The 17463-nt window shown below is 72.4% G+C and carries 4 protein-coding genes; 3 read left to right on the top strand and 1 reads right to left on the bottom strand.

Annotation, left to right across the window (positions count from 1 at the left end; translation table 11 throughout):
* Positions 1–28: 28 nt before the first annotated feature.
* The 3 genes from ccrA (at position 29) to QQM39_RS08750 (ending at position 16980) form a co-directional block, all read left to right on the top strand.
* The gene (gene ccrA, locus QQM39_RS08760) at positions 29–1360 is read left to right on the top strand and encodes a crotonyl-CoA carboxylase/reductase (RefSeq protein WP_302003521.1); all 1332 of its coding nucleotides are present in this window, start codon (positions 29–31) and stop codon (positions 1358–1360) included.
* Positions 1361–1464: 104 nt separating this feature from the next.
* Positions 1465–9402, top strand: coding sequence for a non-ribosomal peptide synthetase (locus QQM39_RS08755; RefSeq protein WP_301996132.1), 7938 nt, complete (start codon positions 1465–1467; stop codon positions 9400–9402).
* A gap of 42 nt (positions 9403–9444) precedes the next feature.
* Positions 9445–16980 carry a non-ribosomal peptide synthetase gene (locus QQM39_RS08750; RefSeq protein WP_301996131.1) on the top strand — a complete coding sequence of 2512 codons (7536 nt, stop codon included), beginning with the start codon at positions 9445–9447 and terminating at the stop codon, positions 16978–16980.
* 56 nt (positions 16981–17036) lie between these two features.
* Here QQM39_RS08750 and QQM39_RS08745 read toward each other — a convergent pair whose 3' ends face one another.
* Positions 17037–17420 (bottom strand): hypothetical protein, encoded by a 384-nt coding sequence (locus QQM39_RS08745; protein ID WP_301996130.1) that lies wholly within the window; start codon positions 17418–17420, stop codon positions 17037–17039.
* Positions 17421–17463 lie beyond the last annotated feature (43 nt).

Raw genomic sequence — 17463 nt, 5'->3', positions numbered from 1 at the left:
GCTCCGCAGGAGTGAGAAACGAGTGGTTGTGCAGGAAATAGTCAGTGCTGCTCTCTCCGACGACGCGTCAGGCGCCGATTTCGCCGGAATTCAAATTCCGGAGAGCTATCGGGGAGCTGTCGTCCGTAAATCCGACACCGATGCTTTCGAGGGAATGGCGACGGCCGACAAGGATCCGCGCAAAACCCTCCACGTACAGGACGTCCCGACGCCCGAACCCGGCCTCGGCGAAGTGCTGGTCGCGGTCATGGCCAGCTCGGTGAACTACAACACCGTGTGGTCCTCGATCTTCGAGCCGATGCCGACCTTCCACTTCCTGGAGCGCTACGGCAGGCTCCACGACCAGGCCCGCCGGCACGACCTGCCATACCACGTCATCGGCTCCGACCTCGCCGGTGTTGTCTTGCGCACCGGCCCGGGGGTTAGCTCCTGGGCGCCCGGCGACCGGGTGGTCGCGCACTGCCTGTCCGTCGAGCTGGAGAGCGCCGAGGGGCACGGGGACACCCTGCTCGATCCGCAGCAGCGGATCTGGGGCTTCGAGACGAACTTCGGGGGCCTGGCCGAACTGGCCTTGGTCAAGGCGAACCAGCTGATGCCGAAGGCACGCCACCTCAGCTGGGAGGAGTCCGCCTCACCCGGCCTGGTCAACTCCACTGCCTACCGGCAGCTGGTCTCACGCAACGGCGCCGGGATGAAGCAGGGCGACAACGTCCTCATCTGGGGCGCCAGCGGCGGACTCGGCTCCTTCGCGACCCAGCTCGCGCTGGCCGGCGGCGCCTTCCCGGTGTGCGTGGTCTCCTCCCCTCAGAAGGCGGAGATCTGCCGCGCGATGGGCGCAGAGGCGGTCATCGACCGCGGCGCCGAGGGCTACCGGTTCTGGAAGGACGAATACACCCAGGACCCGAAGGAGTGGCGGCGCTTCGGCACGCGCATCCGCGAACTGACGGGGGGTGAGGACATCGACATCGTCTTCGAACACCCCGGACGTGAGACGTTCGGAGCCAGCGTGTACGTCGCCCGCAAGGGCGGCACGATCGTGACCTGCGCCTCTACCTCCGGCTACACCCACGAATACGACAACCGCTACCTGTGGATGTCCCTGAAGCGGATCGTCGGCACGCACTTCGCCAACTACCGGGAGGCATGGGAGGCCAACCGCCTGGTGTGCAAGGGCAGGATCCACCCCACCCTGTCGAAGGTATTCCCGCTGCCGGACGTCGGCGAGGCCGTGCACGAGGTCCACCGCAACCTGCACCAGGGCAAGGTGGGCGTGCTGTGCCTGGCGCCGCATGAAGGGCTCGGCATCACCGACCCGGATACGCGTGACCGGCATCTGGACGCCATCAACCGCTTCCGCTGACAGAGGGCCGACTCCCCTTCCCCCTTTCTTGCCCCGCCGGGCCGCGGAGGCCGCCGCGGCCGCCCGCGAAGCGACCGGATCCTCATCGGAAGAGACGTGGTGACATGTCCGAGCACAGCCAGCGTTCCGCCCTGCCCCTGACAGCCGCACAACTGGAGATCTGGCTCTCAGCGCAGATCCGCGGAGTCGCCCCTGTGTTCTCGATGCAGCGTGAAATCTTCGGGCCGATGGATCCGCCGTTGTTCGCAAGGGCGTTGCGGCAGGTCGTCGCGGAAACGGACGCCCTGCATACACGCTTCGTGACCGAGGACGGGCAGGTGCGACAGATCCCGAATCCGTCGCTGGAGTGGGAGCCGGCCTTCGTCGACCTTTCCGACGCGGTCGACCCGCGCGCGGCGGCCGACGACTGGATCGACCGCCACTGGGAGCGCTCTTACGACATCACGCGCGGGCCGCTGTTCGCGTACGCGCTGTTCCGGCTCGGCCCGGACCGCTTCCTGTGGCATCAGCAGTACCACCATCTGATCGGCGACGCCGTCGGCGCCTCACTGGTGGAGCGGCGAGTGGAGGAGGTCTACCGGCGGCTCACACGCGGAGAGCTGGCCGGGCCCTCGTCCTACGGCTCGCTCGCGGCCCTGGCCGACGAGGAAACGGACTACCTCACCTCCGAGGAGTTCGCCCGGGACCGTGCGTACTGGCTCGACAGGGCGGCTGGCGGCCTGGTCCCGTCCGTTCTCGACCGAGAGAGTGGCACGCGGCCGGACCCCCGCGGTCCTGACGTCGTGCGCGGCAGTCTGTGGACCCGGCACACGACGATCGAGGTCGCCGGGCTGAACCGCGCGGCCGACGCGGCGGGGGTACGGCGCTCCGCAGTGATCTTCGCCGCCGTGGCCGCGTACCTCAGCGTGGTCACCGCCGAGAGCGAGGTGGTTGTCAACCTCCCTGTCGGCGCCCGCACCGGGCCCGTCGGCCGGACCACGCCCGGCGTGCTGGCGAACATCCTCCCGGTACGTGTCCGCGTCGACCGTCGGGAGTCGTTCGCCGACCTCGCCCGGCAAGTGGCGGAACTGATCAGGGAGGCCGTCGAGCACCAGCGTTTCCGGGCGGAGTTTCTGGCACGCGAGGCGGGGGCGGGGGCACCCGCACACGGTCAGGTGCGGCGGGGTGTGCTGGTCAACATTATCGCCGCAGGCGGCGACCTGGAGTTCGACGGCCACCGGACGGAGCGGGAGATCACCTTCGCCCGCCCCGAGGACCTGTCGATGAGGTTCCAGTCCGTCGATGCCGATCGCATCGCCTTCTTCCTCGGCGCTAATCCCGAGTTGTGGGATGGGGCGAGTCTGGAGGGGCATCAGGAGCGGTTTTTGCGGGTGTTGGAGCAGGTGGTTGCGGATCCGGGGATGTGTGTGGGGTCGGTGGATCTGCTGGTGGAGGGGGAGCGTGAGCGGCTGGAGGGGTGGAACGACACGGCGTGTGTCGTGCCGGGGGGTAGTTGGGTGGAGCTGTGGCGGGCGCAGGTGGCGCGGACCCCGGACGCGGTGGCGGTGGTGAGTCCGGACGAGGACGAAGGGCCGCTGTCGTATACGGAGTTGGATGCGCGGGTGAACCGGCTGGCGCACTGGCTGAGGGAGCAGGGGGCAGGCCCGGAGGGTGTGGTGGGCGTGGCGGTGCCCCGGGGTGTGGGCATGGTGGTGGCGATCCTGGGGGTGCTGAGGGCGGGGGCGGCGTATCTGCCGCTGGACCTGGAGCATCCGGCGGAGCGGATCACGTTCATGCTGGAGGAGACGCGTCCCGGCCTGGTACTGACCACGACCGCGGTGGCGGACGGGCTGCCGGTGGTGGCGGGAGTACACACGGTGGCGCTGGACGGTCCTGTCGGCGTCGAGGTGGCCGCGCGGCCGGCGGCCGACCTGATTCTGGAGGGTGTGGGGCTGCGGGCGGATCATCCGGCTTACGTCATGTATACGTCGGGGTCGACGGGCCGGCCGAAGGGTGTGGTGGTTCCGCACCGGGGTGTTGTGAACTATGTGTCCTGGTTGCAGGCGGAGTTCGGGATCGGGCCGGGGGAGAGGCTGCTGCACAAGACGCCGGTGACGTTCGATGTGTCGGTGCGTGAGCTGTTGTGGCCGTTGGCGGTGGGTGCGGCGCTGGTACTGGCCCGGCCGGACGGGCAGCGGGACGCGCGTTATATCGCCGGGCTGATCAGGGCGGAGCGGGTGACGGGGACGCATTTCGTGCCCTCGATGCTGGAGGTGTTCGCGCAGGAGCCCGCAGCCGCCGCCTGCACCGGTCTGCGGTGGGTGATGTGCAGCGGGGAGGCACTGTCCCCGTCCGCGGTGACACAGCTGGCCGCCCGCCTGGACGTTCCCATCCACAACCTCTACGGCCCCACCGAAGCATCCGTGGAGGTGACTGTCTGCCGCGATGTGACTGCGGACGGTCCGGTGCCGATCGGTCTGCCTGTAGCGAATACGCGCTTGTACGTGCTGGATTCGACGTTGCGTCTGGTGCCGCCGGGCACGGCGGGCGAGCTGTACCTGGCGGGTGAGGGGCTGGCGCGTGGGTATTCCCGGCGTGCGGGGCTGACCGCAGGGCGGTTCGTGGCCTGTCCGTTCGAGCCGGGTGAGCGGATGTACCGCACCGGTGACATTGTGCGTCGGCGACGCGACGGCCGCCTGGACTACCTCGGGCGGGCGGACGACCAGGTCAAGATCCGCGGGTTCCGCATCGAGCCCGGCGAGATCGAGGCCGTGCTCTGCCGCCACCCCGACATAGCGCAGGCCGCGGTCACCGTGCACGAGAACCCCACCGGCCCGCCCCGTCTGGCCGCCTACCTCGTCCCCGCCCACCCCGCCGCACTGGACCCGGTGTCCGTACGCGAGTTCACCGCCCGCCGGCTGCCCGAGTACATGGTCCCCGCCGCCTGCACAGTCCTGGACGAACTGCCCCTGTTGCCGAACGGGAAGCTGGACCGGCGGGCACTGCCCGCAGCCGACTTCACCACACTCGCCACCTCACGCCCGGCCCGCACCCCTCACGAGGAAGCACTGCGCGCCCTGTTCGCCGACCTCCTCGGCGTCCCCGGTATCGGCATCGACGACAACCTCTTCACGCTCGGCGGCGACTCCCTCCTCGCCATCCGCCTCGCCGCACGCGCCCAGACCCAACTCGGCACCGACATCACCATCCGCGACATCTTCCAGACCCCCACCCCCGCCGGGCTGGCCGCGCTGACCAGACGGGGCCTCCCGCAGCGCCCGGCGCTGACGGCGATGGCGCGGCCGGAGCGGATACCGCTGTCGTTCGCGCAGAACCGGCTGTGGTTCCTGGACAACCTGGACGGCTCCGGCAGCGCGTACCACATCCCGCTGGCCGTGCGGCTGAAGGGCGAGCTGAGCCCGGCGGCCCTGGAGGCCGCGCTCGCCGACGTGACGGACCGGCACGAGATCCTGCGGACGGTGTCCCCCGACGACGGCGGCAATCCCTGGCAGCGGGTCCTCCCGGCGGACCGGGCACGTCCGCGGCTGACGGTCTCGGACGTGGACGCCGATGCCGTCAGGCAGCTCCTGGCCGACGAGGTCGCGCGGCCCTTCGACCTCGCTCGGGAGATCCCCCTGCGGGCGCGCCTGCTGCGGACGGCCGCCGACGAGCACGTCCTGCTGATCCTGCTGCACCACATCGCCGCGGACGGCTGGTCCCTGGGCGTCCTGATCCGTGAGCTCAACACGGCCTACCGGGCACGCCTTGAGGGGAGCGCACCGCAGTGGCAGCCGCTGCCGGTCCAGTACGCGGACTACACCCTGTGGCAGCACGGGTTCCTCGGCTCGCAGGCTCAGGACGGCGCGCCCGTCGCCGGGCCCGGACAGGAACAGGCGGACTTCTGGCGGCGTGTGCTGGCCGGGGCCCCCGAGTGCATCGACCTGCCCTGCGACCGGCCTCGCCCCGCCACGGCCGGCCGGGACGGGGCGGTGCTGGAGCTGCGCTGGCCGCCCACGCTGCACCAGGGGATCACGGAACTCGCCCGCGAGAGCGGCGCCAGCGTCTTCATGGTGCTGCAGGCCGCGCTCGCGGCCGTCCTGACCCGGCTCGGCGCGGGAGAGGACATCGTGCTGGGCGCGCCCGTCGCCGGGCGGGGCCAGGACGCTCTCGACGGGCTCATCGGGTTCTTCGTCAACACGCTCGCCCTGCGCACCGACACCAGCGGCAACCCCGCCTTCCGCGACCTGCTGCGCCGCGTCCGCGACGCCGACCTCGACGCCTACGCCCACCAGGACCTGCCCTTCGAGCGCCTCGTCGACCTGCTCAGCCCCACCCGCAGCCTCGCCCACCACCCGGTCTTCCAGGTGATGCTGGCCGTCGACAACACCTCCCGCCCGCCGCTGTCCTTCCCCGGAGTCGAGTCCCGGTACGAGAACGTCCTTTCCACCGAGGCCAAGTTCGACCTGTCCTTCAACTTCGCCGAGACCCGTGACGGCGACGGCCGCGGTGCGCCCGCCGGGATCCGCGGAACGCTGCACTACCGCACCGACCTGTTCGAGGAGTCCACGGCGAGGGCGTTCGCCGACCGCCTGGAGCGCTTCCTGAGCCAGGTCGTGGCCGCCCCCGGCACCCGGCTCGCGGCTACCGAGCTTCTCGGCGCCGACGAACTGCGCCTCCTGGACGGCTGGAACGACTCCGCGTACCCGATACCGGACACCGACTGGACCGGGCTCTTCGAGGAACGGGCGGCCGGGACCCCGGACGCGGTGGCCCTGGTGAGCCCCGACGAAGGCGACGCCCCGGTGTCGTACGGGGCGTTGAACGAGGAGGCCAACCGGCTCGCCCACTGGCTGCTGCGCCGCGGCACGGGCCCCGAGGACGTCGTCGCCGTCGCCGTGCCGCGCGGGGTGCGCATGGTGGTCGCGATCCTCGCCGTGCTCAAGGCGGGCGCCGCCTATCTGCCGGTCGACCCCGACCATCCCGCCGAGCGCGTGGCCTACCTGCTGCGGGACGGACGTCCCGGGCTGCTGCTCGCCACCGCCGCCACCGCCGGGAGGCTCCCGGCCGTCGACGGGGTGAGCGTCGCGGCCGTCGACGCCCCGGACGTCGTGCGGGAGCTGAACGCGCTGCCGGGTAGCGATCCCACCGCCGGGGACCGGCCGCGTCCGCTGCTGCCGGCCCACCCCGCCTATGTCGTCCACACCTCGGGCTCGACCGGCCGCCCCAAGGGCGTGGTGATCCACCGCCGGGGGCTGGTCGACTTCGCGCAGTGGCTGCAGCGGGAGTACCGGCTGGCGCCCGACGACCGGATGCTGCACAAGTCGCCGGTCACCTTCGACGCGTCGGTGATCGAGCTGCTGTGGCCGCTGACGACGGGCGCGGCCGTCGTGCTGGCGCGGCCCGGCGGCCAGCAGGACCCGCGGTACATCGCGGAGGTCATCGCCGCCGAGGCCGTGTCCGCCGTGCATTTCGTGCCGTCGATGCTGGAGGTGTTCACGCAGGAGCCGGCCGCCGCCCGCTGCACGGGGCTGAAGTGGGTGATGTGCGGCGGCGAGGCACTGCCCGCGGCGACCGTCACCGCCGCGACCGAGCTGCTGGGGATCCCGGTCCACAACACCTACGGCCCCACTGAGACCACCGTCTTCGTCTCCGCCTGCCAGGCGCTGCCGGGCGAGGCGGTGACCGTCGGCCGGCCCGTGTCCAACACCCGCCTGTACGTGCTGGACCCGGCGCTGCGACCGGTACCGCCGGGGGTCGCGGGGGAGTTGTACGTCGCCGCCGAGGGGCTCGCGCGCGGCTACGCCGGCCGCGCCGCGCTGACCGCCGAACGCTTCGTGGCCTGCCCGTTCGGCTCCGGGGAGCGCATGTACCGGACCGGGGACGTGGTGCGCCGGCGCGGCGACGGACAGCTGGAGCACCTGGGACGGACGGACGAGCAGGTCAAGATCCGCGGGGTGCGCATCGAGCCCGGCGAGGTCGAGGCCGCCCTGCTGCGCCACGAGGCCGTCGGCCAGGCGGCCGTGACGGTGCACGAGGACTCCGTGGGCACCAGGCGGCTGGTCGGCTACCTCGTGCCCGCCGCCGGCCCCGGCAGGGCGTCCGACGCGCTGGACGTGGCGGAGGTCCGGCGGTTCGTCGCCGGGCTGCTGCCGGACTCCCTGGTGCCCGCCGTGTGCGTCGCCCTCCCCGGACTGCCGCTGTCGCCGAACGGGAAGCTGGACCGGCGGGCGCTGCCCGCGCCGGACTTCACCACGACGGCCGGCCGCGCACCCCGGACCCCGCGCGAGGAGGTGCTGTGCGGGCTGTTCGCCGACCTCCTCGCGCTGCCCTGCGTCGGCGTCGACGACGACTTCTTCACCGTCGGCGGGGACAGCATCCTGTCGATCCAGCTCGTCAGCAGGGCTCGGGCACAGGGCCTGGCGATCTCGGTACGGGACGTCTTCGAGCAAAAGACACCGGCCCGGCTCGCCGCCGTGGCCGCGGACGTCGCGGACGAGGAGGAGCACGCCGGGAGCGCCGACGACGGAACCGGAGCGGTCCCGCTGACCGCCGTCATGCACGAGCGCCTGCAACGCGGCGGCCCCGTCGAGGAGTTCAACCAGACCCTGCTGCTGGTGGTCCCGCCGGACGCGGACGAGGCCCGCCTCGCCGCCGCGCTGGGTCTCCTGCTCGACCACCACGACACACTGCGGCTGCGGATCACCACCGGGCCGTCGCAGCCCTGGGAACTGGACATCGCGCCGCGCGGCTCGGCCGACCCCGCGGCCTGCCTCACCCGCGTCGACGTCACCGGCCCGCACGGCGACGCCCAGGGCACTGCCTCGGGCCCCTGGAGCGAGGAGCGGCAGAGGGTCGTCCGGGCCGAGGCCGAGGCCGCGCGCGGACGTCTGGACCCGTACTCCGGCCGTGTCGTCCAGGCCGTCTGGTTCGACGCCGGTCCGCGGGAGCCGGGCCGGCTGCTGCTGGTGATCCACCACCTCGCCGTCGACGCCGTGTCCTGGGGCGTTCTCCTGCCGGACCTGGCCCGCGCCTGGGACCTGGCCGCCGACGCCGACGCCGACCGCGACGGTGTCCGGTCGCTCGACCGGGTCGCCACCTCGTTCCGCACCTGGGCCCGCGCCCTCACGGCCGAGGCCGGCCGGCCCGCTCGGGCCGCCGAACTCCCGCACTGGTCCGCCGTCCTGAGCGACGTCGAACCCCTGCCGGGCGTGAGGGAGGCGGGCACGGGCCCGGCGTCCTCCGTCACGGTGACCCTGCCGCGTGAGGAGACGCTCCCGCTGCTCACCGACATACCGGCGGCCTTCCATGCCACCGTCGAGGACGTCCTGCTCACCGCCCTGACCATGGCGTTCCAGCGCTGGCGCGGGCCGCGCGCGGGCGGGGGAGGCCCGTTGGTCGTCGGGCTGGAGAGCCACGGCCGGCAGGCCGTCGACAGCATGCCGCGCGGTATTGACCTCTCCCGCACGGTCGGCTGGTTCACCGTGTGCCGCCCGGTCCGGCTCGACCTCGGCTCGCTGGACGCCACACGGGACGTCCTCGCGGGCGCGGCGGTCGGCCAGGCCGTCAAGCACGTCAAGGAACTGGTGCGCCGGGCCCCCGACAAGGGCCTCGGCTACGGACTGCTGCGCTACCTCAATCCCGAGACCGCCCCGCGCCTCGCCGCACTGCCCCACCCGCAGATCACGTTCAACTACCTGGGCCGCGTCACCAGAGCCGCCGGGGCGACCACTCCGTGGACCCGCGCCCCGGAGGCGCACGGCCTCGCGGCCGAGTCGTCCGGGGCAACCGCGAGCGGCGGCGTCGAGATCAACGCCGTGGCCAACGAGGACGGCGGCGGACCCGTGCTCCAGGCCACCCTCTCCGCTCCCGGCGGCACGCTCGGAGCCGAGGACCTCGGCCGCCTGGCCGCCCTGTGGCGCACCGCGCTCACCACGGTCGTCACCGGCGCGAGCCGGCCCGACGCCGGCGGCCGGACCCCGTCCGACGTGCCGCTCGTCTCGCTCGACCAGCAGCAGATCGACGATCTCGAAAGCGTCTGGCGCGCGCTGAACTCCAGGAACTGACGGCGCCCGCGCACCCCCCTCTCCCACGAAAGGAACCTGGACATGGAATTCGGGATCGAGGACGTCTGGCCGCTCGCGCCGCTGCAGGAAGGGCTGTTGTTCCACGCGGAGTACGAGGCCGACGGAGGTGACGTCTACAACCGGCAGATGAGCCTCCACCTGGAAGGGGAGGTCGACCCGGCGGCCCTGCACGCGGCGGCCGTGACGCTGCTGCGGCGCCACCCCAATCTGCGGGCCGGATTCCTGACCATGGGCGCGAGCGGCCCCGTGCAGGTGGTGGCGAATGACGTCACGGTGCCGTGGCGTGAGGTCGACGTCTCGGACGAGAGCGCGGAGACGGCCGAGAAGCGGGCGCGCGCCGTGGCGCAGGAGGAGTACCGGACCAGGTTCGACATGGCCAGACCGCCTCTGGTCAGGTTCGTCCTGCTGCGGCTCGGCGAGCGCCGGTACCGCTTGGTGCTGACCAACCACCACATCCTGTGGGACGGCTGGTCGCTGCCTCTGCTGGTGCGGGAGCTGGTGGCGCTGTACGAGCGGGGCGGGGAGGACACGGGGCTGGCGCCCGCCGCCTCCTACCGTTCTTACGTGGCATGGCTGGCCGGGCAGGACCGCGACGCGGCGCTGGCGGCGTGGCGGGAGGCGATGGCGGGCCTGTCGGCGCCGTCACTGCTCGCGCCGGGGCACGAGGTCGTCCGCAGCGCGGTCCGGCGCGGTGTGGTGACCCACCGGTTCCCCGAGGCCCTGACCAGCCGGCTGGGGGACTGGGCGCGCGCGCGGGGCGTGACGGTCAACACCGTGATGCAGATGTGCTGGGCGCTGCTGCTGTCCGGCATGACGGGACGGGAGGACGTGGTTTTCGGCATCACCGTCTCGGGCCGGCCCGCCGAACTCGCCGACGTCGACTCGATGGTCGGCCTGTTCATCAACACCCTCCCCCTCAGGGTGAGGCTGCGCGCCGACGAGCCGGTCGGCGACCTCGCGGCACGGATCCAGGGCGAACAGGCGGCCCTCCTGCCCCACCAGCACCTCGGCCTCTCCCACATCCAGCGCCTCGCCGACACCGACACCGGCGGCGACCTCTTCGACACGGTGATGGTCTTCCAGAACTATCCGCACGCCGGTCAGCAGTACTCCACCCCGGCCGCGCACCTCACCGTCGCCACCACGGGAGGAGACTCCCCGCACTACTCCCTGGCCCTCATCGTCGTACCGGAGTCCGCGCTCCTGCTCCGCCTGGACCACCGCGCCGACCTGTTCGACGAGACGGCGGTGGCGGAACTCGCGGCACGGCTGGAGCGCCTCGTGGAGCAGGCCGTCGCCGACCCGCAGGCACGGGCCGGGCAACTGGACCTGCTCGGCGAGGACGAACGCCGCCTGCTGCTGACGGAGCGGACCGGCTCCGTGGACGACCTGCACGACGGCGGCTGGGTGGAACTGTTCCAGGCCCAGGTGGAACGCACCCCGGACGCGGTGGCGCTGATCAGCCCCGACGAGGACGAAGGGCCGCTGACCTACCGGGAGCTGGACGAGCGCGCGAACCGGCTCGCGCACTGGATGATCGGCCGGGCGGTGGGCCCGGAGGACATCGTCGCGATCGCCGTCCCGCGCGGCATACGGATGATGGTCGCCACGCTCGCGGTCCTGAAGGCCGGCGCGGCGTATCTGCCGGTCGACCCGGACCATCCCGCCGACCGGATCACCTCCATGCTTCAGGACGTGCGACCCCGGCTCGCGCTCGTCACCGCCGCGACCGCCGAGTCCCTGCCCGCGGTCGCCGGTGTCACGGTCACCGTCCTCGACGAACCGCCGACGACCGACGCCCTGGCCACGCTGCCGGCGACGCGCCCCACCGACGAGGACCGCACCAGCCCCCTGCGCGACACCCACCCCGCGTACATCATCTTCACCTCCGGGTCCACCGGCGGCCCCAAGGGCGTGGTCGTACCCCACCGCGGCCTGGCCAACTACGTGAGCTGGCTGCAGCGGACGTGCCGGCTGACTTTGGACGACCGGGTGCTGCTGAAGACGCCGGTGACGTTCGACGGATCGGTGATCGAGCTGTTCTGGCCGCTGACGGTGGGCGCGAGCCTGGTGCTGGCCAGGCCCGGCGGGCACCAGGACGCGCACTACCTCACCGAGGTGATCGCCGGCGAGCAGGTGACGTGCGTCCAGTTCGTCCCGTCGATGCTGGACGTGTTCGTCGACGAGCCGGACGTGGCACACTGCACGAGCCTGCGGCAGGTGCTGTGCGGCGGTGAGGCGCTGCCCCAGGACGTGATCGACCGCGTGACGCGGCTGCTGCCCGTGGAGGTCTACAACCTGTACGGCCCGACCGAGGTCACCGTGGACGCCACCGGCGGCCGGGTGTTCGCGGACACCGACGACGGCGTGCCGATCGGCCGGCCGGTGGCGAACACCCGCCTGTACGTGGTCGACACGGCACTGCGGCTGGTACCGGCGGGAGCGACGGGCGAGCTGTACGTCGCGGGCGCGGGCCTCGCGCGCGGGTACGCAGGGCGCGCGGGGCTGACCGCCGGCCGGTTCGTGGCGTGCCCGTTCGAACCCGGCGGGCAGCGGATGTACCGGACCGGGGACCTCGTGCGGCGGCGCCCGGACGGCCAGCTGGAATACCTGGGCCGGGCCGACGACCAGGTCAAGATCCGCGGCTTCCGCATCGAGCCGGGCGAGATCGAAACGGCCCTGCTGCGGCACCCGGAAGTGCGGCAGACGGCGGTCGTCGTCCGGGAGGACCGGCCCGGCTCCGGCCGGAACCTGGTCGCCTACCTCGTCCCGGCCGCGCCCGCCGGAGCCGGGGCGCACACCGCGCACCTGGACACGGCGTCCGTGCGGGACTTCGCGATGAGGGCGCTGCCCGACTACATGGTCCCGACGGCGTTCGTCGTCCTGAAGGCCCTCCCGCTGACGGCCAACGGGAAGCTGGACCGGCGTGCGCTGCCCGCGCCCGACTCGGCCCTGGTGACGCTGCGCCCGCCGCGCACACCCCAGGAAGAAGTGCTGTGCGGGGTGTTCGCCGAACTGCTCGGCCTGCCGCGCGTGGGAGTCGACGACGACTTCTTCGCGCTCGGGGGCCAGTCGCTGCTGGTCATGCGGCTCGTGGCGAGGACACGGGCACTGCTGGGCGCGGAGCTGTCCGCGCGGGACGTCTTCAAGGCGCCGACGGTCGCCGGTCTCGCCCAGCTCCTCGACCGGGACGACTCGGTGCGTCCGGTCCTGAAGGCGGTGCGGCGCCCGGAGCGGGTGCCGCTGTCGTTCGCCCAGCGCCGCCTGTGGTTCCTATACCAGCTGGAAGGCCCGAGCACCACCTACAACGTTCCGCTCACGCTGCGGCTGTCCGGCCGACTGGACCGGGCGGCTCTGGAGGCGGCCCTCGCGGATGTGGTGGGCCGGCACGAAAGCCTGCGGACGGTGTTCGCCGAGGTGGCCGGCGTGCCCTTCCAGCGCATTCTGGACGCTGGGCAGGCGCGTCCCGAGCTGAGGGTGAGCGAGACCGACGCGGCGGGGCTGGACGCGCGGCTGACCGAGGCGACGGAGTACCGCTTCGACCTGGGCGCCGAAATGCCGCTGAGGGCCGAGCTGTTCACGCTGGCCCCCGACGAACAGGTCCTCCAGGTGTTGGTGCACCACATCGCCGGCGACGGCTGGTCCATGACACCGCTCGCCCGCGACCTGGCCGCCGCGTACGCGGCACGCTGCCAGGGGTTGGAGCCGGACTGGCCGGACCTGCCCGTGCAGTACGCGGACTACACGCTGTGGCAGCGCGAGCTGCTGGGCGAGGAGTCCGACGACGGCAGCCTGTTCGCCCGGCAACTGGCCTACTGGACACGGCAGCTGGCCGGACTGCCGGAGCACCTGCGACTGCCGGCCGACCGGCCCCGGCCGCCGGTGGCCTCGCACCGCGGCGACATCGTCAGGGTCGAGCTGAGCCCGGAACTGCACGCCGGGCTGGCGGACATGTGCCGGCGCACCGGCAGCAGCATGTTCATGGTCCTGCAGGCCGCGCTCGCCGCGTTGTTCACCCGGCTCGGCGCGGGCACCGACATCTCCATCGGCAGCCCCATCGCCGGCCGCACCGACCAGGAACTCGACGAACTGGTCGGCTGCTTCGTCAACACCCTGGTACTGCGCACCGACACCTCGGGCGACCCGACGTTCAGCGAACTGCTGGGCCGCGTCCGGGAGAACGCGCTCGCGGCGTTCACCCATCAGGACATGCCGTTCGAGAGCCTCGTCGAGGTCCTCAACCCGGCGCGGACCCTGTCGTACAACCCGCTCTTCCAGACGATCCTGGCGCTGCAGAACGTGCCGCTCGGCGAGTTCGACCTGCCGGGGCTGCACGTGTCCACCCTGCCGATGCCCGTCAGGACCGCCAAGTTCGACCTCGTCTTCAACCTGCGGGAGCGGTACCGGCCCGACGGCGGCTTCGGCGGAGTGACCGGCGCCGTCGAGTACGCCACCGACCTGTTCGACCCCGCCACCGTCGAAACGCTGGTCGCCCGCTGGACGCGCCTGCTCGAAGCCGTGGTCGCGGATCCCGACACGCCGGTGGACCGCGTCGACGTGCTCTCCGGCGACGAGCGCGCGCGGCTGCTGAGCGGCGGTGCGGACGGCGTGACGGAGGGGGCCGAGGACATCGTCCCGAAGGCGTTCGAGGCGCGGGTGGCCATGGCACCGGACGCAGTCGCGGTGGCGGCCGGGGACCTGTCGCTCACCTACGCGGAACTGAATCGCCGGGCCAACCGGTTCGCGCACCTGCTGAGGGAGCGCGGCGTGGGCGCCGAGCAGATCGTCGCCCTCGTCCTGCCGCGCTCGCCCGAACTCGTCGTGGCGGTGCTGGGCGTCCTCAAGGCGGGGGCGGCCTACTTGCCGGTGGACCCGGAGTACCCGCGGTCGCGGATCGAGTTCATGCTGAGCGACGCCCGCCCCTCGCTGATCGTGGACGATCCGCGGACCGTGCGGGAGACGCAGGCGTATCCGGAGACCGACCCCGAGGTGCCGGTGGATGCCCGGCAGCCCGCGTACGTGATCTACACGTCGGGCTCGACCGGCCGGCCGAAAGGGGTGGTGGTCAGCTACGCGGGCGTCGGTGCCCTCCACGCGGCCACCGTCGAACGGCTGGCCATCGACGACGGCAGCCGCATCCTCCAGTTCGCCTCGCTGAGCTTCGACGCGTCGTTCTGGGACATCACCAACGCCCTGCTGTCCGGCGCCACCCTGGTCCTGGCCCCGGCCACCGAACCGCTGGCCGCCCTCACCGACCGGCGGCTCGCGGTGACACACGCCCTGGTGCCCCCGTCGGTCCTGGCCGCCGTGGCCGAGGACGACGTCCCGCCGTCGACGACGCTGGTGGTCGGCGGCGAGGCATGCCCGCCCGGCCTGGTGGAACGGTGGTCGGTCGGCCGCCGGCTGATCAACGCGTACGGCCCGACCGAGGCCACGGTGTGCGCCACCCTGAGCGAGCCGCTCTCAGCGCTCAGCCCGACGCCGCCGCCGATCGGCCGGCCGATCGCGAACACGCACGCCTTCGTGCTGGACGCCGGCCTGCGGCCGGTGCCGACCGGGGTGGCCGGGGAGCTGTACGTGGCCGGACCGGGGCTGGCGCGCGGGTACCTCGGCCGGCCGGGTCTGACCGCCGAGCGGTTCGTCGCAGGCCCGTACGGCCTGGCGGGGTCGCGGATGTACCGCACGGGCGACGTGGTGCGGTGGCGGCGTGACGGAGAGCTGGAGTTCCTCGGGCGCGCCGATGAGCAGGTCAAGGTACGGGGCTTCCGGATCGAGCCGGGTGAGATCGAGGCGGTCCTCGCGGCCCATCCCCGGCTTGCGCAGGCGAAGGTGATCGTCCGTCAGGACCGGCCCGACGACCAACGGCTCGTCGCCTACGTCGTGGCCGCCTCCGATTCGGGGGAAACCACCGCGGTGACCGACGACGTACGCGTTTATGTGCAGGAGCGCCTGCCGGAGTACCTGGTGCCGTCGGCGATCGTGGTGCTGGACCGGCTGCCCCTGACACCCAACGGAAAGGTGGACCGCGACGCGCTGCCGGCGCCGGAACCAGAGGCTCGGGGAAGCGCCCGGACACCGCGGGAGCAACCGCTCACCGCACGGCAGCAGACGCTGTGCGAACTCTTCGCGGAGACCCTGGGGGTGCGGGAGATCGGCCTCGACGACGGATTCTTCGCGCTCGGCGGACACTCGCTCCTCACGGTCCGCCTGGCCCGCGCGGTCAACCAGCGCTTCGGCACGGCCCTTCCCCTGAACGTGATCTTCGAGCACGAGACGCCGGCAGCGCTGGACGCCCTGCTCGGAGCGGACGGCACGGACGAGGAGACCGGGGCCGAGGGGCAGGCGCTGCCGGACCTCGCCGCCGAGGTCTCCCTCGACCCGTCGATCACCGCGCAAGGCGGCTACGACGGCCCGGACTTCGCCGCGCCAGCCGCCGTCCTGCTGACCGGGGCCACCGGGTTCGTGGGGTCGTTCATCCTCCGGGAGGTCCTGGAACGCACCTCCGCCGACGTCTACTGCCTGGTACGAGCCGGCACCCCGGCCGACGCGCTGGCGCGACTGCGGCGCAGCCAGGAACGCTACGGCCTGTGGGACGACCGGTTCGGCGCCCGGATCGTGCCCGTTCCCGGCGACCTGGCCGAGCCGCTGCTCGGACTGCCCGCCGACCGTTTCGACGACCTCGCCCGCCGGATCGACGCGGTCTACCACAACGGAGCTCGGGTCAACCACCTTGAGCCCTATGGCCAGTTGCGCGCCGCGAACGTCTCGGGCGTCCAGGAGGTGTTCCGCTTCGCGGCCCGCCACCGGATCAAGCCCGTGCACCAGATCTCGACGGTCGGCACCCTGGCCGCCGCTCCCGGCCAGGACCCCGACACGCTGCCGGAGGACTGGCTGAGCCCTCCGGACGCCATCGGGACCAACGGCTACGTGTGCACCAAGTGGGTCGGGGAAGCCATCGGCCGGCTGGCTCGCGAGCGCGGCATCCCGACCGCGACGTACCGGCTGGCCCGGATCAGCGGCCACACCGAGACCGGGGCCATGGGGCCCGACGACGCGTTCTGGCACAAGGTGCGGGCCTGCGCCGAGATCGGGGCCCGGCCCGTGCGCGACGACGGCACCGTCGAGCGGCAGAACCTGGTGCCGGTGGACTTCGCCGCGCGCGCCTTCGTCCATCTGGCCCTCACACAGCGGCCCGACGGCCGGACCTACAACATCGCCGCCCCCGCGAGCACCGCCGCGGACGCCGTGCTCGACTACGCGCAGGAGTTCGGGTACCCCATGGAACGGGTCTCCCCGTCCGTATGGCGGAAACGGGTGGAGAACGCCGCCGCCGACACCCCCGTCTCCCGGATCGGCTCCCTCCACGCCGTCGCCCTCCTCAGCAGCGGGTCTGACACCGCGCCGGGCAACCTCCCCACACGCTACGACCGACGCAACCTCCTCGCGGGGCTCGCCGACGCCGGCTGGGACTTCCCGGCCGTCGGTCCCGAGATCCTCGAACGGTGCTTCTCCTACTTCGTCACGGCCGGGTTGCTGCCGCCGCCCGACAAGTCCTAGCGTCCTGGGGCGGGTTGCCGGTCGCGGATCGGGCGGCGGTGCCCTTGCCGAATACCTCATCCACGCAGGTGGGATCGGGTTTCGGCGTTGGCCGGGGCCGATCGAGTCGCCGGTATCGCGCGGCGCCGGTTGGCGCGGCATGATGATCGATCGTGCTGCTGAGACTGGCGTACCTGGGTGTGACGAACGCGTTCGCGATGCTGCGACTGCTGCCGATGAGCGACCGGGAGAAAGATGTCGAGATCCTGGCCTTGCGCCACCAGATCGGCGTTCTGGAACGGCAGCTGAACGGGCAGCAGCTCCGGTTCCACGCGAGCGACCGGGCGTTTTCGGCGTCCCTCCTCCATGGCCTGCCATGGGAAGCGCTGCGCCGGATGCGGCTGCTGGGGCGGCCGGACACGGTACTGCGCCGGCACCGCAACGTCATCGCCCGCCGACACGCTTCCCAGTCCCGGCCGAAGCGCGGAGGCCGGCCCCGCACCG

This window comes from Streptomyces sp. DT2A-34 (assembly GCF_030499515.1).
Lineage (GTDB): Bacteria > Actinomycetota > Actinomycetes > Streptomycetales > Streptomycetaceae > Streptomyces.
Note: the sequence above shows the minus strand (reverse complement) of the source record. Positions and strands in the feature narration are given on the sequence as shown.

Coding starts and splice junctions, on each gene's coding strand:
- QQM39_RS08755 (WP_301996132.1), top strand. CDS start 1,465: ATGTCCGAGCACAGCCAGCGTTCCGCCCTGCCCCTGACAGCCGCACAA.
- QQM39_RS08750 (WP_301996131.1), top strand. CDS start 9,445: ATGGAATTCGGGATCGAGGACGTCTGGCCGCTCGCGCCGCTGCAGGAA.